The sequence below is a fragment of the Streptomyces deserti genome (assembly GCF_054782695.1).
On sequence record NZ_BAAGRZ010000006.1, the window covers coordinates 13,672 to 33,366 of the forward strand.

At 71.3% G+C, this 19,695-nt stretch carries 15 protein-coding genes and 1 pseudogene; 12 read left to right on the forward strand and 4 right to left on the reverse strand.

The window, feature by feature from the left end; translation table 11 throughout:
• Positions 1 to 142: 142 nt before the first annotated feature.
• Positions 143 to 2,287, reverse strand: coding sequence for a glycogen debranching protein GlgX (glgX, locus tag ACYVMZ_RS13630; protein ID WP_461079138.1), 2,145 nt, complete (start codon positions 2,285 to 2,287; stop codon positions 143 to 145).
• A gap of 182 nt (positions 2,288 to 2,469) precedes the next feature.
• Here glgX and ACYVMZ_RS13635 point away from each other — a divergent pair, with 182 nt between their 5' ends.
• The 4 genes from ACYVMZ_RS13635 to ACYVMZ_RS13650 all read left to right on the forward strand — a co-directional run bounded on the left by ACYVMZ_RS13635 (position 2,470) and on the right by ACYVMZ_RS13650 (position 6,884).
• Positions 2,470 to 3,297, forward strand: a complete 828-nt coding sequence (locus tag ACYVMZ_RS13635; protein ID WP_461079140.1) for a Tat pathway signal sequence domain protein — start codon at positions 2,470 to 2,472, stop codon at positions 3,295 to 3,297.
• A gap of 55 nt (positions 3,298 to 3,352) precedes the next feature.
• On the forward strand, positions 3,353 to 4,699 hold the full coding sequence (locus ACYVMZ_RS13640) for a copper amine oxidase (RefSeq protein ID WP_461079142.1): 1,347 nt from the start codon (positions 3,353 to 3,355) through the stop codon (positions 4,697 to 4,699).
• A gap of 102 nt (positions 4,700 to 4,801) precedes the next feature.
• Positions 4,802 to 6,040 carry an SAV2148 family HEPN domain-containing protein gene (locus ACYVMZ_RS13645; RefSeq protein WP_461079144.1) on the forward strand — a complete coding sequence of 413 codons (1,239 nt, stop codon included), beginning with the start codon at positions 4,802 to 4,804 and terminating at the stop codon, positions 6,038 to 6,040.
• A gap of 121 nt (positions 6,041 to 6,161) precedes the next feature.
• Positions 6,162 to 6,884, forward strand: coding sequence for an exonuclease domain-containing protein (locus ACYVMZ_RS13650; protein WP_461079146.1), 723 nt, complete (start codon positions 6,162 to 6,164; stop codon positions 6,882 to 6,884).
• Between the two features lie 186 nt (positions 6,885 to 7,070).
• Here the strand turns inward: ACYVMZ_RS13650 and ACYVMZ_RS13655 are convergent, their stop codons facing one another.
• Entirely contained in the window at positions 7,071 to 7,934 is an 864-nt protein-coding gene (locus tag ACYVMZ_RS13655; RefSeq protein WP_461079148.1) for a phosphotransferase enzyme family protein, read from the reverse strand.
• 238 nt (positions 7,935 to 8,172) lie between these two features.
• Here ACYVMZ_RS13655 and ACYVMZ_RS13660 point away from each other — a divergent pair, with 238 nt between their 5' ends.
• From ACYVMZ_RS13660 to ACYVMZ_RS13680, 5 genes are all read left to right on the forward strand, one after another.
• The gene (locus ACYVMZ_RS13660; protein ID WP_461079150.1) at positions 8,173 to 9,108 is read left to right on the forward strand and encodes a carbohydrate ABC transporter permease; all 936 of its coding nucleotides are present in this window, start codon (positions 8,173 to 8,175) and stop codon (positions 9,106 to 9,108) included.
• Between the two features lie 8 nt (positions 9,109 to 9,116).
• Positions 9,117 to 9,962 carry a carbohydrate ABC transporter permease gene (locus ACYVMZ_RS13665; protein ID WP_461079152.1) on the forward strand — a complete coding sequence of 282 codons (846 nt, stop codon included), beginning with the start codon at positions 9,117 to 9,119 and terminating at the stop codon, positions 9,960 to 9,962.
• Positions 9,962 to 11,242, forward strand: coding sequence for an ABC transporter substrate-binding protein (locus ACYVMZ_RS13670; RefSeq protein ID WP_461079154.1), 1,281 nt, complete (start codon positions 9,962 to 9,964; stop codon positions 11,240 to 11,242). The genes ACYVMZ_RS13665 and ACYVMZ_RS13670 overlap by 1 nt, the downstream gene beginning before the upstream one ends.
• 412 nt (positions 11,243 to 11,654) lie before the next feature.
• Positions 11,655 to 12,443 carry a 23S rRNA (adenine(2058)-N(6))-methyltransferase Erm(O) gene (gene erm(O) / locus ACYVMZ_RS13675; protein WP_461079156.1) on the forward strand — a complete coding sequence of 263 codons (789 nt, stop codon included), beginning with the start codon at positions 11,655 to 11,657 and terminating at the stop codon, positions 12,441 to 12,443.
• 127 nt (positions 12,444 to 12,570) lie between these two features.
• Positions 12,571 to 13,773 carry a glycosyltransferase gene (locus tag ACYVMZ_RS13680; protein ID WP_461079158.1) on the forward strand — a complete coding sequence of 401 codons (1,203 nt, stop codon included), beginning with the start codon at positions 12,571 to 12,573 and terminating at the stop codon, positions 13,771 to 13,773.
• 53 nt (positions 13,774 to 13,826) lie between these two features.
• Here ACYVMZ_RS13680 and ACYVMZ_RS13685 read toward each other — a convergent pair.
• Positions 13,827 to 16,072: pseudogene (locus tag ACYVMZ_RS13685) on the reverse strand (MMPL family transporter).
• Between the two features lie 359 nt (positions 16,073 to 16,431).
• Here ACYVMZ_RS13685 and ACYVMZ_RS13690 point away from each other — a divergent pair.
• From ACYVMZ_RS13690 to ACYVMZ_RS13700, 3 genes are all read left to right on the forward strand, one after another.
• The gene (locus ACYVMZ_RS13690) at positions 16,432 to 16,995 is read left to right on the forward strand and encodes a DUF1697 domain-containing protein (protein WP_461079160.1); all 564 of its coding nucleotides are present in this window, start codon (positions 16,432 to 16,434) and stop codon (positions 16,993 to 16,995) included.
• A gap of 181 nt (positions 16,996 to 17,176) precedes the next feature.
• Complete coding sequence (locus tag ACYVMZ_RS13695; protein WP_461079162.1) at positions 17,177 to 18,241, forward strand: ketopantoate reductase family protein; 1,065 nt, start codon at positions 17,177 to 17,179, stop codon at positions 18,239 to 18,241.
• A 55-nt stretch (positions 18,242 to 18,296) separates the two neighbouring features.
• Positions 18,297 to 18,917 carry a mycothiol-dependent nitroreductase Rv2466c family protein gene (locus ACYVMZ_RS13700; RefSeq protein WP_461079164.1) on the forward strand — a complete coding sequence of 207 codons (621 nt, stop codon included), beginning with the start codon at positions 18,297 to 18,299 and terminating at the stop codon, positions 18,915 to 18,917.
• Between the two features lie 38 nt (positions 18,918 to 18,955).
• Here ACYVMZ_RS13700 and ACYVMZ_RS13705 read toward each other — a convergent pair whose 3' ends face one another.
• Positions 18,956 to 19,693: a sirohydrochlorin chelatase gene (locus ACYVMZ_RS13705; RefSeq protein WP_461079166.1), complete on the reverse strand. Its 738-nt coding sequence runs from the start codon at positions 19,691 to 19,693 to the stop codon at positions 18,956 to 18,958.
• Positions 19,694 to 19,695 lie beyond the last annotated feature (2 nt).

The window sequence follows — 19,695 nt, forward strand, 5'->3', positions numbered from 1 at the left end:
CGCGCCGGGCGCGCCACGCATCGCCCGGACGAGTGGCACCCCGGCCGCCACTCGTCCGGGCGGCCGGCGGCCCCGAAAAAGCCCTCCTACGCGCGCGTGGCCGATCCGCGCTCCACACGCGCGTGCACCCGCACGCGCCCTCCTAGACCGGCCGCTGGAGCACGGTCAGGCTCCGGTCCGTCAGGGTCAGCCGGTCCCCGGCCTGCACCTTCGGGCCCGTGCCCGGTGGCACGCCGTCCGCACGGGCCGTGTCCACCACCACCTGCCACTGCCGGCCGTGGTCGACCGGCACCACGAAGTCCAACGGCTTCGGGGAGGCGTTGAACATCAGCAGGAACGAGTCGTCGGTGATGCGCTCCCCGCGCGGCCCGGGCTCGGAGATCGCGTTGCCGTTGAGGAACACCGTCAGGGCCGACGCCTGCGCAGAGTCCCAGTCCCGCTGGGTCATCTCCCGGCCGTCCGGGGTGAACCAGGCGATGTCGGACAGATCATCATGCGTGCCCTCCACGGGACGGCCGTGGAAGAAGCGCCTCCGGCGGAAGACCGGGTGGTCCCTGCGCAGCCACACCATCGCGCGCGTGAAGGCCAGCAGCTCCCTGCGGAGGTCGCCCTCGGCCGCGTCCCCGGGGTCGTCGAGGTTCTCGGGCCAGTCGACCCAGGCCAGCTCGTTGTCCTGGCAGTAGGCGTTGTTGTTGCCGCGCTGCGTGCGCGCGAACTCGTCGCCGTGGCTGATCATCGGCACGCCCTGGGACAGCATCAGCGTCGCGATGAAGTTCCGCATCTGCCGCGCCCGCAGCCGCAGCACGTCCGGATCGTCGGTCTCGCCCTCGACACCGCAGTTCCAGGACCGGTTGTGGCTCTCGCCGTCCCGGTTGTCCTCGCCGTTGGCCTCGTTGCGCTTGTGGTTGTACGACACCAGGTCGTGCAGCGTGAACCCGTCGTGGCAGGTCACGAAGTTGATCGAGGCCAGCGGGCGCCGCCCGTCGTCCTGGTACAGGTCGGAGGAGCCGGTCAGCCGGGAGGCGAACTCCGCCAGCGTGCGCTGCTCGCCCCGCCACAGGTCCCGCACGGTGTCCCGGTACTTGCCGTTCCACTCGGTCCACAGCGGCGGGAAGTTCCCGACCTGGTAGCCGCCCTCGCCGACGTCCCACGGCTCGGCGATCAGCTTCACCTGGGAGACCACCGGGTCCTGCTGCACCAGGTCGAAGAACGACGACAGCCGGTCCACCTCGTGGAACTGCCGCGCCAGGGTCGCCGCCAGGTCGAAGCGGAACCCGTCGACGTGCATCTCGGTGACCCAGTACCGCAGCGAGTCCATGATCAGCTGCAGCACGTGCGGCGACCGCATGAGCAGGGAGTTCCCCGTCCCTGTCGTGTCCATGTAGTAACGGGGGTCGTCGGCCAGCCGGTAGTAGCGCGGGTTGTCGATGCCCTTGAAGGACAGCGTCGGGCCCAGGTGGTTGCCCTCGGCGGTGTGGTTGTAGACCACGTCGAGGATCACCTCGATCCCGGCCTCGTGCAGCGCCTTCACCGCCGACTTGAACTCCAGGACCTGCTGACCGCGGTCGCCCCAGGAGGCGTACGCGTTGTGCGGGGCGAAGAAACCGATCGTGTTGTAGCCCCAGTAGTTGTTCAGGCCCATGTCCACCAGGCGGTGGTCGTTCACGAACTGGTGCACCGGCATCAGCTCCAGCGCCGTGACCCCGAGCTCCGTGAGGTGCTCGATGATCGCCGGGTGCGCGAGGGCCGCGTAGGTGCCGCGTAGCTCCTCCGGCAGCCCCGGGTGCCGCATGGTGAGGCCCTTGACGTGGGCCTCGTAGATCACCGTGTGGTGGTACTCGGTGCGCGGCAGCCGGTCGTCGCCCCAGTCGAAGTACGGGTTCACCACGACCGACGTCATCGTGTGCGGCGCCGAGTCCAGGTCGTTGCGCTTGTCGGGTGCGTCGAAGTGGTAGCCGTACACCTCCTCACCCCAGCGGATCGAACCGCTGATCGCACGCGCGTACGGGTCGAGCAGCAGCTTCGCGGAGTTGCACCGCAGCCCGCGCTCCGGGGTGTAGGGCCCGTGCACCCGGAACCCGTACCGCTGCCCCGGCATGACGCCGGGCAGGTACGCGTGCCGGACGAACGCGTCGGACTCCCGCAGCTCGATCGCGGTCTCCGAGCCGTCGTCGTGCAGCAGACACAGCTCTACTCGGTCCGCGGCCTCCGTGAAGACCGCGAAGTTCGTGCCGGCGCCGTCGTACGTGGCACCGAGTGGATACGCCTCTCCAGGCCAGACCTGCATGGATACGACTCTTTCAGGTGTACGGCGCCGGTGGGGACGCCTTGGCCCCGAGTCTCCCCGAAAGTGATGGAACCACCTATGACTTACATCCCTCTTACCGAATGACCAGCGCATACGCGGTATGCCGAACTTTATGGGGCAAACACATACTCCCGGGGCTTGTGTGGGAGTAGGGGGAAGATGTGCGCACGATAGTGCACCGTCATCTGGGCAAGGTCATGGCGGGTGCGGCCATCGCGGTGGCCGGAACCGCCGTGATGATCGGCATCACCCTGCCGGGCACGGCGGGAGCCGACGACACGGGGAAGGCGGGCGGCCAGACCTCGCAGCAGGCCGCTCAGCGGACAGGGCAGGGCCAGGGGCAGGAACAGGGCCAGGTCGCGCCGGGGGTCGTCGAGCAGGCGCCCGAGCAGGGAGAGGAGGGCACGGGCCGCGACCCGCTCACCGACGACGAGGTCGAGCAGGTCGAGAAGATCGCCCTGAACCGGCAGCTGTTCAACGCCAGTGAGGACGTCGACGGGGACCGCGGCCCGCAGCGCCTCGGTGTCGACCTCGCCGAACCGGACGCGGACGAACTGGACGATCCGGACGCGCCGCGGCGCGCCGACGTGACGTTCTACGACTACAAGGACGACACGCTCGTCACGAAGACCGTGAACCTCGACACCGGAAAGGTCGAGGCGACGACCACCCAGCGCGGTGTCCAGCCGCCGCCGAGCCGCGCCGAGACCATCGAGGCCGCCGGGCTGCTGATCGCCGACCCGCTGGGCGCGGGGCTGAAGGCGGACTACAAGGACGCCACCGGCAAGGAGCTCACCTCCCCGGACCAGCTGCACGTCACCGGCGGGGTGTACAGGGCAGCCCCCGGTGCCCGGCCGGCCGTCCTCGCCCAGTGCGGCGAGCACCGCTGTCTGCGGCTGTTCACCAAGGTCAGGAACGGGCCGTGGATCGACACCCAGAACCTGGTGATCGACCTGAGCGCCCGCAAGGTCGCCGAGCTCGGCCGCTGAGCCGCCCTCCGTTCGCTTTTCCCACCTTCACCTCCTGCAAGGGAGCCACTTCTTCATGCGCACGAAGAGCTTTGTCGGCGGCCTCCGGCCGCGCAGCACCAGCCGGGTCCGCACGCGGACGGCGGTGGGCCTGTCCCTGGCCGCGCTGGCCGCCGGCGCGACGACCGGGACGGGGCCGGCCGTCGCCCAGCCCGAGGCGGCGCCCGCGCCGGCCGCCGGCTGCAGCGCGGCCTACCGCATCGAGCAGAAACTCACCGGCGGCACGACCTGGCGGATGTGCTGGCGCTACGACAGCATGGCCGGGCTCGTCCTGGAGGGCGTCTCCTACCAGCCGAAGGGCGAGCCGAAGCCGATCAAGGTCCTCACCAGCGCCAGACTCGGCCAGATCCACGTCCCCTACGACGACGGCCGGCGGGAGTACCACGACCTCACGGACGAGGGCTTCGCACAGGGGCTGGTGAACCTGGCGCCCGCCGAGTGCCCCGGCGGCACCATCAAAACGATCAAGGTCCGGGACGCCGACTACTCCGACACCCCGAACATCAAGGGCCTGTGCACCACCACGCGCGCGCGTGGACACGCGTACCGCATGCAGTCCGAGGAGAACTTCAGCAAGCGCTACCAGGCCCAGGGCAAGGACCTGCTCGTCTACACCGTCAACAAGGTCGGCTGGTACGAGTACATCACCGAGTGGCGTTTCCAGGACGACGGCGCGATCACCATGAACGTGGGCGCCACCGGCAGCCTCTCGCCCTCGGACTACGCCGCGGACGACGGCCACGGCTGGCCCATCGGCAAGGGCGCCAGGGCCAAGGCCACCAGCCACAGCCACAACGTGTTCTGGCGGCTCAACTTCGCCCTCGACGGCTCCTCCAAGAACCGGATCGAGCAGTACGACTCGAAGGTCAGCCCGCCCGCCCGCGGCCAGGAGGCCCCGACCAACAGGACCACCCGCACCAAGATCACCAAGGAACTCGCGGGCGACGCCCGGAACATGCGCTGGTGGCGCGTGGTCAGCGCCACCGGCAAGAACAAGGACGGGCACCCGCGGTCGTACGAGATCGTGCCCGGCGCCACCAGCAAGTACCCCGGCCGCGGCTTCACGAAGCACGACGTCTACTTCACCGAGTACAACAAATGCGAGCTGTTCGCCAGCCACAACACCCGCTGCGGGACCGGCCGCCCCGGCTCCCTCGACAAGTGGGCGAACGGGCAGAACCTCACACGCCCCGTGGCCTGGGTGAACATCGGTTTCCACCACATCGCGCGCGACGAGGACCAGCAGCCCATGCCCGTCCACTGGCAGGGCTTCTCCCTTGCGCCCCGCGACGTCACCGCTATGAATCCGCTCACTCCGAAGGAGCTCGCGGACGAGAACGGGCGCCTGGACGAAGGTAGTTGAGAACGACCCTGTCCATCGGGCTGCACCGCGCACCGCTCCCGGAGTACCCTTCCTTGATCGTTGAGACGGCGGGTGCTCGGGGGAGCGGAAGGCGGTGCGCGGGTGGGCTCGGGAGGGCTGGAGCTGCCCCCTGGTGACGAGGGTCACGAGGGGAACTCAGCGGACGTCCCGCCCGGTGCCGTGTCCCTGGCACGGCCGATGGACGCGGGCTCGATCGGTCCGGAACTGGACTGGGACGCCGACGCCTGGCGCGAGGTGCGCACCCGGGCCCAGCGGGCCGGCCGGGCCTACATCTGGCTGAACCTCGTCGAACAGCGGCTGCGCGCGGTCGTGGCCGCTGTTCTGCGCCCCGTCTACGAACCGGTGCACGGCGACGAATGGGTGGTCGCCGCCGCCGGGCCCGCCGGCCAGGAATGGGTGCAGCGCGCGGTCGCGGTCCGCGAGGTCAGCCGACGCAAGGGCTATCTCCTCGACCCGGCCGACGACAACGTCCTCAGCTTCCTCACCCTGCCGCAGCTGCGCGAACTGATGGTGCAGCACTGGCCGTGCTTCGAGCCGTACTTCGACGACCGCCGGGATGTCGAACTCGCCCTGGACGAGCTGGAGGTCACCCGGAACGTGGTCTCCCGCAACCGGGCCCTGTCCGAGGCCGTCCTCGCCCAGGCCGAGCGGGCCTCCGCACGGCTGCTGGAGATGCTCGGCGCGGGCGGTGACGTGCCCTCCGCGCGCCGGCTGCCCGTCGACGCCGTCGAGGACCTGGTAGGCGACCGGTACGCCGACGTCGTCGCCGTGCACCCCGACCGGGTCCGGCTGCTGCGCCAGTTCCCGGCCGAGGACATCTTCGGCGGCGCCCGCCGCCTCGACGCCCTCGGCATCGGGCTCAACCTGCTCGTGCAGAACTTCTCCGGGCGGCGCCTGGTACGCCTGGCCGAGTCCGGCTGCCGGGTACGGCTGCTGTTTCTGAACCCGGCCTCCAGCGCGGTCAAGCGGCGCGAGCGGGAACTCGGCATCAAGCGCGGCGAGCTCAGCCGCGCGGTCGAGATGAACATCCTGCACATGCGCCGGGTACGCGCAGCGCTGCGCGACCCGGGCGCCTTCGAGATCCAGGTCTACGACGAGACGCCCCGCTTCACCGCGTACCTCGTCGACGGCGACGGGGCCGACGGCATCGCGGTCGTGCAGAACCATCTGCGCCGGACGCGGGGCATGGAGGCGCCGGTTCTCGTCCTGCGGAACGGGAGCAAAGTCGTCAGGTCGGGCGAGATCGACGAAGGTGGCCTCTTCCCCACCTACCGCGAGGAGTTCGAGGTGATGTGGGCGGATTCGCGGCCGGTGTCGTGAACTGTCCCTTGTGCTGGGGTCGTCCCGGAACCTAAGCGGAACGGGTTCCTCTGATTGTCAGTGGCTCGTGGGAAGGTGGAGGCCACTGGGGGAACGCACCACCAAGAAGGGGGACCCGCCCATGGGCTGGCACCGGGAGCTGCTGATCGGCTTCGACCTGGAGACGACGGGGACCGATCCGCGCGAGGCGCGCATCGTCACGGGGGCCGTGATCGAGGTCAGGGCAGGAGAGCCGATGGGCCGCCGGGAATGGCTGGCCGATCCCGGAGTCCCCATCCCGGCGGACGCGGTGGCGGTCCATGGCATCAGCAACGAACGAGCGGCCACCGAGGGCCGCCCGGCCGACCAGGTGGCGGACGCGATCGCCGACGTCCTCGCCGCCCACTGGAAGACGGGCGTGCCGGTCGTCGCCTACAACGCGGCCTTCGACCTGACCCTGCTCTCCGCCGAGCTGCGCCGCTACGGACTGCCGTCCCTGCGCGACCGACTGGGCGGTGTGGACCCCGCCCCGGTCATCGACCCGTACACGATCGACCGCTCCGTCGACCGCTACCGCCGCGGCAAGCGCAACCTCGAAGCGGTCTGCGCCGAGTACGGCATCGCCCTCGACTCCGCCCACGACGCCACGGCCGACGCCCTCGCCGCGGCCCGCCTGGCCTGCGCGATAGCCGGCCGCCACCCCAAGATCGCATCCCTCGGCCCGGCGGAACTGCACCGCCGCCAGATCGAGTGGTACGCCGAGTGGGCGGCGGACTTCCAGAGCTTCCTGCGCCGCCGGGGAGAGGCCGACGCGGTGGTGGACGGGGCTTGGCCGCTGCGGGAGTTGGCGAACGAGCCGGTGTGACCGGCAGGCGGGGGGCGGTCGGCACTCGCCGGCCGGGGGGTTTCGTCGGCGCAACGGGCAGCCACCCCCCGCAGCGCCGAACTGCGCCACCCATCCGGCGTCGGCACCAGCGCCGAACTGCGTCACTCACCCGGTCTGTCGGCACCAGCGCCGAGACCAAGCCGGCCCGGTCTGAACAACCGCGCCTCAGAACGGAAACCACCGCACCGTCGCATCCCCGTTCCGCAACGACCCCACCCGCCGCTCGAACTCGGCCAGCGCCTTCGGATTGCTCGGCGCATGCTGGGCAACCCACGCGCAACTGGCCGTCTCCCGGGCGCCGCGCAGCACCGAGCACCCCTCCCACTCCCGCACGTCCCAGCCGTAGGCCTGCGTGAAGGACTCGTACGCCTCCGCCGGGAGCCCGTAGCGGTCACGGGAGAGGGCCATGACCACCAGGTCGTGCTCGCGCAGGTCGGCGGAGAAGGTCTCCAGGTCCACCAGGACCGGCCCGTCCGGACCGACGTGCGCATTGCGGGGCAGCGCGTCGCCGTGGATCGGCCCGGGCGGAAGGTGCGGCGTCAGGGCGGCGGCCGCCGCCGCGAAACCGTCACGGCGCTCGCGCAGATACGCCGCGTCCGCGGGGTCGATCGCGTCACCCGCGAGTCGCAGCCAGCGTTCCACACCGCCCAGCAGATCGCGGGGCGGCAGCTCGAAGGGAGGAGTGGGCAGTGCGTGGACGACCCGTAGCAGTTCGGCCAAATCCCGGGGCTCGGCCGGCCGTACCGGATCGGGCAGCCGGTGCCACACGGTCACCGGATGGCCGTCGACCAGCAGCGCCTCGGGCTCGGCGGCCCGCACCGCCGGCACACCCGCCTCGGCGAGCCACACCGCGATGGCCAGCTCACGCCGCGCCCGGGCCAGGAGTTCGGCGTCGCGGCCCACCTTGACGACCAGGTCACCGGCGGCGAACACCGCGTTCTCGCCCAGGGCGAGCAGCCGCGCGTCCCGTGCCGCACCGGGCAGCACCCCTGCCGCGGCCAGTACGTCTAGCGCCCGTGCCTCGTCCATCCGTCCGCCTCCGTGTCCGTACTCGTCCGTCCGTGCGCGGCCGCACGCGTTCCCGTCCGCCCGCACGAGCCGCCGTCGACCCGCCCGGGCGGGCGCGCGCAGCCGCCGTCGGGTTCCGGCCATCCGCCCGTCAGTGTCGCATTCGCACAGGTCGGACCGTGTGCGCGGTGCCTTGACGCGGCACACCGCCTTCACGACCATGACGTGGCCACTGGAGCCGTGCAAAGGGGCTGATTCCGTGACATCGGTGACCGAGGTGAGGCGACCGGCCGGGCGGGTGCCCGTCCCGGGCCGCCGGCGACGGGCCGTCGACCACGGTGCCTGGTTCCTGGTGCTGCCCGCCCTGCTCCCCATCCTGATCCTCAGCGTCGGGCCGCTGCTGTACGGGATTCTGCTGGCCTTCACCGACGCCCAGTCGGGCCGCACGGAGCCCACGCAGTGGATCGGCGGCCTCAACTTCCGGGACCTGCTGCACGACACGCTGTTCTGGGAGTCGTTCCGGATCGGGCTGGTGTGGGCGGTCGGGGTGACCGTGCCGCAGTTCCTGCTCGCGCTGGGCCTCGCCCTGCTGCTCAACCAGGACTTACGTCTGCGCTGGCTGGCCCGCGCGCTGGCGATCGTCCCCTGGGCGATGCCCGAGGTCGTGGTCGGCATCATGTGGCGGCTCGTCTACAACCCGGACGCGGGCATCCTCAACGAGACCCTGCGCGACCTCGGCCTGGGCGCCGGCCGCGACTGGCTCAGCGGCCTGGCGACCGCCCTGCCCGCCGTGATCGTGGTCGGCGTCTGGGCGGGCATGCCCCAGACGACGGTCGCCCTGCTCGCCGGGCTGCAGAACACCCCGCGTGAACTCCACGAGGCGGCCGCGGTCGACGGCGCCGGAGCCTGGCGCCGCTTCCGCACGGTCACCTGGCCCGCCCTCAGGCCGATCGCCCTCGCGATCACCGCCCTCAACCTGATCTGGAACTTCAACTCGTTCGCCCTGGTCTATGTGCTGACGAACGGCGGCCCCGGCGGCCGGACCCGCCTGCCGATGCTCTTCGCCTACGAGGAGGCCTTCCGTTACGGGCAGTTCGGCTACGCGGCGGCGATGGGCTGTGTGATGGTCGCCGTGATCTCGGTCCTGCTGGCCGTCTTCCTCGTCGGCCGCCTCAGGGGAGGTGACGAGGTGTGAGGACCGTTGTGAGGAGCACCGCGCGGACCAGTCCCGTCGCCCGCGTCGGCCAGTACGCCGCCCTGCTCGCCTACCTCGTCTTCCTCGCCTTCCCGTTCCTCTGGCTGGTCTCCACCGCGTTCAAGCCGCCGCGCGAGCTGGGCAGCCTGCACCCGACCTGGATCCCGAAGGACCCCACGCTCGCCAACTTCCGGCAGGCCTTCGACGAGCAGCCGCTGCTGCACGCCACGGCCAACTCCCTGCTGGCCGCGTTCGGGGCGGCGCTGATCGCCGTGGTGATCGCGACTCCGATGGCGTACGTCATGGCCCGGCACCGCACCCGGCTCGCGAAGGCGGCCACGGGGTGGGTGGTGGTCAGCCAGGCGTTCCCGTTCGTGCTGCTGATCATCCCGCTGTTCCTCGTCCTCAAGAACCTGCGGATGATCAACTCGCTGCCCGGTCTGGTCATGGTCTACGTCGTGTGGGCGCTGCCGTTCGCGCTGTGGATGCTCGCCGGGTACGTCCGCGCCGTACCGGTGGAGCTGGAGGAGGCCGCCGCCGTCGACGGGGCGGGGCGGCTGCGGACGCTGGTGTCCGTCACCGCGCCGCTGCTCGCCCCGGGGATCGCGGCGACGGGACTGTTCGCGTTCATCACGGCCTGGAACGAGTTCTTCTTCGCGCTCGTTCTGCTGAAGACACCGGAGAAGCAGACCCTGCCGGTCGTTCTCACGCACTTCATCGGCGCCGAGGGCGTCGCCGACCTCGGGCCGCTCGCGGCGGCGGCGTTCCTCGCGACGCTGCCCTCGCTGGTCGTCTTCGCGGTCATCCAGCGGCGGATCACGGGCGGCATGCTCGCCGGGGCGGTGAAGAGCTGATGCGTACCAGGCTGCTGACCATGACCGCCGTCGTCCTCCTACTGCTCGCGGGCTGCTCGTCCGATGGCGCGCGCGACGACGGCCGGATCACGCTGCGCTTCCAGTCGCTGGCCTGGCAGGAGGAGTCCGTCGAGGCCACCAAGGAGCTGGTGGCGGAGTGGAACGCCGCCCACCCGGACATCCGCGTCGAGTACGTCCAGGGCACCTGGGACAGCGTCCACGACCAGCTCCTCACCTCCTTCGAGGGCGGTGCGGCGCCCGACATCATCCACGACGCCTCGGACGACCTCGCGGACTTCGCCTACGGCGGCCACCTGGCCGACCTGACCGACCTGCTGTCCGAGCGACTCAAGTCCGATATTCCGCAACGCAGTTGGGAGACCACCACCTTCGGGGACGGCATCTACGGCGTCCCCTTCCTCCAGGAACCGCGCGTGCTCATCGCCAACGCGGCCCGGCTGAAGAAGTCGGGCGTGCGGATCCCCACGCCCGAACGGCCGTGGAGCTGGGCCGAGTTCCGCCAGGTGACGAAGCAGCTCAGCGGGAAGGGGACGTACGGCGTCGCCTGGCCGCTGAAGGAGCCCGTGTCCGCCACGCTCAACCTGTCGCTGACGGCGGGCGGCCGGCTCTTCCACCGGGGCGCGGACGGCAAGGTGAGGGTCCGCTTCGAGACGGTCGACGAGGTGGTGCCGCGGACCATCCACGACCAGGTCACCACCGACCGCAGCGCCTCGCCGTCGACGCTGGGCAGCGGCGGCTCCGACACCCTGCCCGGGTTCTTCGGCGGCCGGTACGCGATGGTGCCGCTCGGCTTCTCCTACCGTCAGCAGATCGTGCAGCAGGCGCCGAAGGGCTTCGACTGGCAGGTGCTGCCCGCCCCGGCCGGCGCCGGCGGACTCACCCAGGGCGTCAGCCCGCAGACGCTGTCCATCGCCGAGGACTGCCCGCACAAGAAGGAAGCCGCCGCCTTCCTCGACTTCCTGCTCCGGCCGCAGAACATGGTCCGCCTCGCCCTCGGCGACTGGATGCTGCCCACCGGCACCCGGGCACTGAAGGACCCGGCCCTGCGCACGGCCGAGCGCGGCTGGGCCACCGGCACCGCCCTCGCCGCCCACCTACGCCCGGCACCGGCGCAGACCGTACGCGGCTATCCGGAATGGAAGGACAAGGTGGCGACGCCCGCGTTCCAGGAGTACTACAGCGGGTCGATCGGACTCGGCGAACTACGCGAACGACTGGAGGAGGACGGGAACCTGGTACTCGCCCGCTACCAACGCTGAGGCCCCCGGCCTGGGTCGGCGCCTTCGGGTCCCCGTCACCGGGCCCAGCCCCGGACCGCGGGCCCAAGACCCCGGTCCCCGGCCCCCCAACCCATGCAAAAACCCGTTGTCCGCCCACCCCAGCCCCGCCTAACGTCCCTCCCATGGGAGCCTTCAACGCGATCTACATCTCCGGTCACGGCCGGGGCTGCACGTACGCCATGCGCATGCGCCGCGGCCCCGGTGCCCTGACCGGCCCGGGGATCGACGCCCGCTGACGGCACTGCCGCAAGGGCGCCTCTTTCACCGACGTACGCCGTGACACACAGGCACGCGGTCGACGCGTGCCCGCTCGGTGTGCCGTTCTCCTGTCTTCCGGTCGGGGCCTTCGTCTGCCCGTCACGCCCCTCACGGAAGACAAGGACCGCAGGCCATGGCCCGCTCCACCCGCCCCTCCCAGCGCGCTCGCGCGCTCTCGCAGAACTTCCTCGCCGACCGCACCGCCGCCCGCCACTTCGCGCGCCTCGCCGTCCCGCACGGCCGCCCGGTGCCGCTCCTGCTCGAAGTCGGCGCGGGGAAAGGCGCGTTGACCGAGACACTCGCCCCGCACTGCGGGGAACTGCACGCGTACGAGATCGACCCGCGGCTGGCAGCCGTGCTGCGCGGCCGCTTCTCCGACGCACCCCACGTCCGCGTCGTCGAAGGGGACTTCCTCGCCGCGCGACCACCGCGCACCCCGTTCTCCGTCGCGGGGAACGTGCCCTTCTCCCGCACCGCGGCTGTCGTCGACTGGTGCCTGCGCGCGCCCGCCCTCACCGACGCCACCTTCCTCACCCAGCTCGAGTACGCCCGCAAACGCACCGGGGACTACGGGAGGTGGACCCTGCTGACCGTCCTGACCTGGCCCCGCCACGAGTGGCGGCTGCTCGGCCGGGTCGGCCGGCACAGCTTCCGGCCCGTGCCGCGTGTCGACGCAGGCGTCCTGCGCATCGAGCGCCGCGGCATCCCGCTGCTCGACGCCGCCGCCCACCAGAGCTGGCGGCACCTCGTCGAGCTGGGCTTCTCGGGGGTCGGCGGCTCGCTGCACGCCTCCTTGCGCCGGGCCCACCCCAGGCGGCGGGTGGACGCGGCGTTCCGGGCCGCGCGCCTGGACCCCGGCGTTCTCGTGGGGGAGGTGCCACCGGGGCGGTGGCTGCGGCTGCACGAGGTGCTGACGTCGTAGGGGCTGACAACCGCCGTGCAACACCGCACGCGCGGTGCAACGCCTTGCACGCGCCGCGCACCCGCCATGCGCACAGGTCACCCAAAAGGAGTTGTACGAGACGTCTCGTCTCGTCTACTGTCGGGCCATGACCAGTCCCGCTCACATCGCCATGTTCTCCATCGCCGCCCACGGACACGTGAATCCGAGTCTCGAGGTGATCCGCGAGCTTGTCGCGCGCGGGCACCGGGTCACGTACGCGATCCCGCCCCTCTTCGCGGACAAGGTCGCCGCGACGGGAGCGGAGCCGAAGCCGTGGAACTCGACCCTGCCCTCGCCCGACGACGACCCGGAGGCCTGGGGGACGACGCTGCTGGACGACATGGAGCCGTTCCTCGACGACGCGATCCAGGCCCTGCCGCAACTGATCGCGGCGTACGAGGGGGACGAGCCGGACCTGGTGCTGCACGACATCACCTCGTATCCCGCCCGAGTCCTCGCCCACCGCTGGGGCGTGCCCGCGATCTCCCTGTCGCCGAACCTCGTCGCCTGGGAGGGGTACGAGGAGGAGGTCGCCGAACCGATGTGGGAGGAGCCGAAGAAGACCGAGCGCGGACGCGCCTACTACGCCCGCTTCCAGGCGTGGCTGGAGGAGAACGGGATCACCCGGCACCCGGATCCGTTCGTGGGCCGTCCCGCCCGCTCCCTCGTCCTGATGCCCAAGGCGTTGCAGCCGAACGCCGACCGGGTCGACGAGACCGTGCACACCTTCGTCGGCGCCTGCCACGGCGACCGCACCGCCGAGGGCGACTGGCAGCGGCCCGCCGGCGCCGAGAAGGTCGTGCTCGTGTCGCTGGGGTCGGCCTTCACCAAGCAGCCCGGCTTCTACCGGGAGTGTGTGAAGGCGTTCGGCGACCTGCCGGGCTGGCACACGGTGCTCCAGATCGGCAAGCACGTCGACCCGGCCGAGCTGGGGGACGTACCCGCGAACGTCGAAGTGCGGCCCTGGGTACCGCAGTTGGCGGTTCTCAAGCAGGCCGACCTGTTCGTCACCCACGCCGGCGCGGGCGGCAGCCAGGAGGGGCTGGCCACCGCCACACCGATGATCGCCGTACCGCAGGCCGCGGACCAGTTCGGCAACGCGGACATGCTCCAGGGCCTCGGTGTCGCCCGCCGCATCTCCACTCAGGAAGCGACGGCCGAGACCCTGCGCGAGGCGGCGCTCGCGCTCGTCGACGACCCCGAGGTCGCCCGCCGCCTGAAGGACATCCAGGCGGAGATGGCCGAGGAGGGCGGCACCCGGCGGGCGGCCGACCTCATCGAGGCCGAGCTCCCGGCCCGGGACGCGTAGCAGAGGGCCCGTTGGCTCCCCCGGGATGCCAACGGGCCCTCGTGCCACGGTGGTCAGACCCTCACGGGCTCACCCTCGTCGTCCCGCACCGGCGGCGCCACCGCCTCCGGTGCCTCGTCGTGCGTGAGGTCCGGCAGCCGGTGCAGCCACCTGGGCAGGTACCAGTTGCGCTCGCCGAGCAGTGCCATCACCGCCGGCAGCAGCACACCCCGGATGATCGTCGCGTCGATGAGCACCGCGGCCGCGAGACCGACACCCATCTGCTTCATGGACTGCATGGACAGCGTCCCGAAGATCGCGAACACGGCGACCATGATGACCGCGGCACTGGTCACGACCCCGGCCGTGGTGACCACCCCGTGCTGGATCGCGTCCTTCGTCGTACGGCCCCGCAGCCGCGCCTCACGGATCCGGGACACCACGAACACGTGGTAGTCCATCGACAGGCCGAACAGGATCACGAAGAGGAACAACGGCAGCCAGGTGATGATGGCGCCGACACCCTCCGCGCCCACCAGGGACGCGCCCCAGCCGTGCTGGAACACGGCGACGAGGATGCCGTACGCCGCGCCCACCGACAGCAGGTTGAGCACGATCGAGGTGATCGCGATCGTCAGCGAGCGGAACGACAGCAGCATCAGCAGGAAGGCGAAGACCACGACGAAGGCGAAGACCGGGATGACGGCTCCGGCCAGCTGGTCGTTGAAGTCCTTCGAGCCGGCGACCTGTCCGGTGATCGGCGCCTCGACGCCGTCGACCTTGCCGAGCGTGGCCGGACGCACCTCGTCGCGCAGCTTGTCCAGGCTCGCGCCCGACTTGTCGAGGTCGGAGCCGCCGACCAGCGGGACGTAGACGAAGGCGACGTTCTGCGCGTCGTGCAGCTTGATCTCGACCGGGCCGCGCGAGGCACCCGAACTGATCGCCCGCTCCCGGAAGTCGGCGAGCGCGGACTTCACCTCGGGCGCGTTGATGTCGTCGGCCTTGACGACCACCTCGGCCGGCTCGGAACCGCCCGGGAACGCCTCGTTGACCCGGTTGTACGTCTGCACGATGGGCAGCGAGTCGCCGAACTCCTGGTCCAGCGTGAGGTTCTGCGTCTTCATGCCGAGCGCGGGAGCCGCGACCGCCAGCAGCGCACCGGCCGCCACCGCGACGGAGAGCACCGGCCTGGCGAGCACGCCCCGCAGGACGGCCGTCCAGAACCGGCTCTCCCCGTTGCGGCCCGCCTTGCTCCGGCGCAGGAACGGGATACGGCCCTTCTCGACGCGCTCACCGAGCAGCGACAGCAGCGCGGGCAGGACGGTCACGGACCCGATCATGGCGACCGCCACGACCATCAGCGAGGCCAGACCCATCGCCTCGAACTCGGCGAGCCCGGTGAACAGCATGCCCGCCATCGCCACGCACACCGTGACCCCGGAGACGACGATCGCCCGGCCACTGGTCGCGGCGGCGATCCTCAGGGCCGTCTGCGCGTCCCGGCCGGCCTCGCGCTCCTCGCGCTCGCGGCGCAGATAGAACAGGCAGTAGTCCACGCCGACGGCCATACCGACCAGCAGCATCACGGAGTTCGCCGCGTCGGTCATCGGCACCACGTGGCTGACGACGCCCATCAGGCCCATCGTCGCCATGATCGCGGTGATCGCCAGCAGCACCGGCAGCAGGGCCGCCACCAGCGCGCCGAAGGCGATGAGCAGAATGCCGAGGGCCACCGGCACCGCCGAGTACTCGGCCTTCTTGAAGTCGTCCCCGAACGCGTCGTCGAACGTCTTCGTCATGCTGGCGCCGCCGATCTCCTCGATCCGCAGCGACTCGTGGTCTTTCTGGACCTCCTCCACGGCCTTCAGCACGGGCTCCACCCGCTCGCCCGCGGTGTCCGCCTCGCCGCGCATGTCGAACTGCACCAGCGCGCTGCGCCCGTCCTTGGAGATCGTGTCCGTCTCGTACGGCGTCGTCACGTCCGTGACCTCGCCGGTCTTCTCGACCGCCTGGACGACCGCCGTCACGGCGGCCCGGAACTCGGCGTCCGTGGCCTTCAGCCCGGCGTCCTTCGCCTGGATCAGGACGGTCTCACCGGCCGGTTCGTCGATGCCGGCGTCCTCGACGATCCTGGCGGCGGTGTGTGTCTCCCCCTTCAGCTGGTCGCTGTCCTTGACGTCGACCCGGCCCGCCGCCGAACCGAGCCCCATCGCCAGGACGACGAACAGCACCCAGAGCCGACGGCCGCCCATCGGTGCCGGGCGCTCCAGCCGCCGGCCCGCGCGGCGATGCCCCGCACCCGTGTTTCTCCGTTCCCCATGACGGGCTTGCCCCCTCGTATGCGGTGGCGGCCCCCTGCCGCCCCCTTTCGTTTCGAAGGTATGGGCCGAATAAAGGCATCTCATCGTGCTGCCCGGTGAGGTGCCTCGGCCGGAATTCATCCCCTCGGCCCTCGCGGCCTCACCACTGGGGAGGACAGCGGCCCCTTACATCTACCTGGCGGTCTCGGGGACGGAGCTCATCTGTGTCCTCGGGCAACCTTGTTGAATGAGTCACAGGTGCGTGTAGCGGTTGATCCACACCCCGCCGTTCGGCCAGAGTTTCGCCAGTCCGCCCACCGCGGACGCGCGGCCGTCGTGCCCGCCCCCACGGGGCACGACGGCCGCTTATCGTGTGCGGATGACGACGACGTACGCGGCGCTGCTGCGCGGAATCAACGTGGGCGGCAAGAAGCTGCCGATGGCCGGACTGCGCACCGTTCTCGAAGGCCTCGGCTACGACGACGTACGCACCTATCTGCAAAGCGGCCAGGCCGTGTTCGTACCGGACCACGGCGACGAGGAGTCCCTGGCCGCCGAGATCACGCACGCCATCGAGAAGCACGTCGGCTTCGGCGTCGACGTAATCGTCCGCGACCACGCCTACCTGAAGGCGATCGCCGAGTCCTGCCCGTTCCCGGCCGCCGACCTCGAGCCCAGGCAACTCCACGTCACCTACTTCTCCGCACCCGTCGACGCCGGCCGCTTCGCGGAGATCGACCAGGCCGCCTACCTCCCCGAGGAGTTTCGCCTCGGCGACCGCGCGCTGTACCTGTACGTCCCGAACGGCCTGGGCCGCTCCAAGCTCGCCGACCACCTCGCCAAGCCCCGCATCAACAAAGGGCTGATCGCCACCACCCGGAACTGGAACACGGTGGTCAAGCTGGTGGAGCTGACCGCGCCGTTCCCGCCCGGCGCACAGTGACCTGCCGTGCGTCGGCGTAGGTGGTGTACGAGGTGACCACGTCCGGCACGGTCAGCCGCGGGTCCTCGTACAGCCGTCGCCGCTCGTCGTCGGTGCCGGCCGCTGCGACCGCGTCGATCAGCGCCAAAGGTCAAGCCCGCCCCGGGGAAGAAGCCGTACAGGACTGTGCGAGGCTCCTCCCATGCGCTACATCATCATCGGAGCGGGGGCCGTCGGCGGTGTCGTCGGCGGGCGGCTGGCCCAGGCCGGGCACGAGGTGGTCCTGGTCGCGCGGGGCGCGCACCACGACGCGCTGCGGGAGCACGGGCTGCGCCTGCGGGTCCCGGAGGGCGAACTGACGTACCGGCTGCCGACGGTCGACGGGCCGGCCGCACTCGGTGAACTGCGCCCCGACGACGTCCTCGTCCTCGCCGTCAAGACACAGGACACCGAAGCGGCACTCCGGGCGTGGGGCCCGGCCCCGGTGGCGCACGGGACTACGGCCGCCATGGGGGTCTCCCCTGCTCGAGCGGAGTCGAGAGCTTGGGAGAGGCTGCCGCTGGTGTGCGTGCAGAACGGCGTGGAGAGCCAGCGCCTGGCCCTGCGCCGCTTCCGCCGGGTCTACGGCGTCTGCGTCTGGCTGCCCGCGACCCACGTGGAGCCGGGCGTCGTCCAAGCGGCCGGCGACCCGCTCACCGGCATCCTGCACCTCGGCCGCTACCCGCACGGCACGGACGACACCGCCCGGCTGATCGCCGCCGACCTGGAGACGGCGCGGTTCGAGGCCCCGGTCGTGCCGGACGTGGCGCGCTGGCAGTACGCCAAACTGCTCGCCAACCTCGCCAACGCCCTGGAGGCCGTCACCGGACCGCTCGACAGCGAGGAGGCCCAGGCCCTGTACGCGCGCGTGCGGGCCGAGGGCGAAGCGGTGCTCGACGCCGCCGGCATCCCCTACGTGAGCGCCCAGGAGCAGCAGGAGGTGCGCGGCGACAAGGTCCGCCTGGTGCCGCTGGACGGCGCCCCGCGCGGCGGGGGCTCCTCCTGGCAGTCCCTCAGCCGCGGCACCGGCACCATCGAGGCCGACTACCTCAACGGCGAGATCGTCCTCCTCGGCCGGCTGCACGGCGTCCCGACCCCGCTGAACGAACTGCTGCAGCACCTCGCGAACACCTTCGCCCGCGAGCGGCGGGCACCCGGCTCGATGCCGGTGGAGGAACTGGCGAGGCTGGCCGACGAAGCCGCCGCCACAGCCGGATTGGACCACTGAAAATCCACCGGATTGGGCCGGGACGCCATGCCACTCCCGCACTACCGTCACCGGCATGACGAACACCGCCGCGCCCACCCGCGTGGACCTCTCCTTCGACCCCGCCTGCCCCTTCGCCTGGATCACCTCCCGCTGGCTGCTGGAGGTCGAGCGCGAACGCCCGCTCGACCTCCGCTTCCACGTGATGAGCCTGCACCTGCACAACACGGGCAACGAACTGCCCGACCGGTACCGCGACCTGGTCGAACGGTCGATCGGCCCGGTGCGGGTGGCCGTGGCCGCCGCCGAACGCCACGGCGAGAAGATCCTGCGCGACCTGTACACCGCCTTCGGCACCCGCATCCACGAAGGCGACACCGACGACTTCGACACCGTGATCGCCGAGTCCCTCACCGAACTCGGCCTCCCCGGCGACCTCGCCGCCGCCGCGCACGACCCGTCGTACGACGCCGCCGTGCGCCGCAGCCACGAGGCCGGCGCGGAACCCGAGTCGGGCGGCTACGTGGGTACGCCGACCATCCACGTCGACGGAACGGTGTGGTTCGGCCCGGTTCTGCGGGCCATCCCCCGAGGGGAGACGGCGGCCCGGCTCTTCGACAGCTTCCGGGTGCTGGCCACCCACCCCGACTTCTTCGAACTGAAACGGACCCGCACGGGCGGGCTGCGCTTCGACTGAGCCGGACCCCCGGGACGGGCTGGCCCGCGGCAGGGCGCTCAGGCCCCGATCGCCGCCAGCACCGGCACCCGCGCCGCGTCGTACCGCTCCAGCAGTACCCGCGCCACCTCTGGCGCGGGACCGAGCACGTCGGCCAGGACGTCCGCCTCCGCCGCGCCCCGCGCGATGCGGTCCGGCAGGAAGCCGGGGGCCAGGACGTACGGGGCGACGGCGACACGCTCGCAGCCCCTCGCCCGCAGCTCCCGTACGGCATCCTCCGTACGCGGAAGGGATGCGGAGGCGAACGCAGGTCGCACGGCGCACCAACCGGTGTGCCGCCACTCCCGCGCGATATCAGCGATCACTGCGATCGCCTCCGGGTCGGTGGACCCCGCCGAGGCCAGCACGACCCCGGTCGAGGACTTGTCGGCAGGGCTCAGCCCCGCCTCGTACAGGCGGCGTTCCAGCGCCGACAGCAGCAGCGGGGACGGGCCCAGCACCTCCGCCTGGCGGATACGCAGCTGCGGTGGCGCGTCCGCGAGGACCGCCGGGATGTCCGCCTTCGCGTGGAACGCGCGCGTCAGCAGCAGGGGCAGGGCGACGACGTCACGGACGCCCTGCGTCGCCAGGGACCCCAGTACGCCCTGCGCGGACGGCACGTTGAAGTCCAGGAAGCCGGTTTCCACGCGCAGCCCCGGCCGCAGGGACCGTACCCGCCGTACCAGGGCGTGCACGGTCGCGGCATGGCGCGGGTCGCGGCTGCCGTGCGCGATGACGAGGAGAACCGGAGTCCGCATGC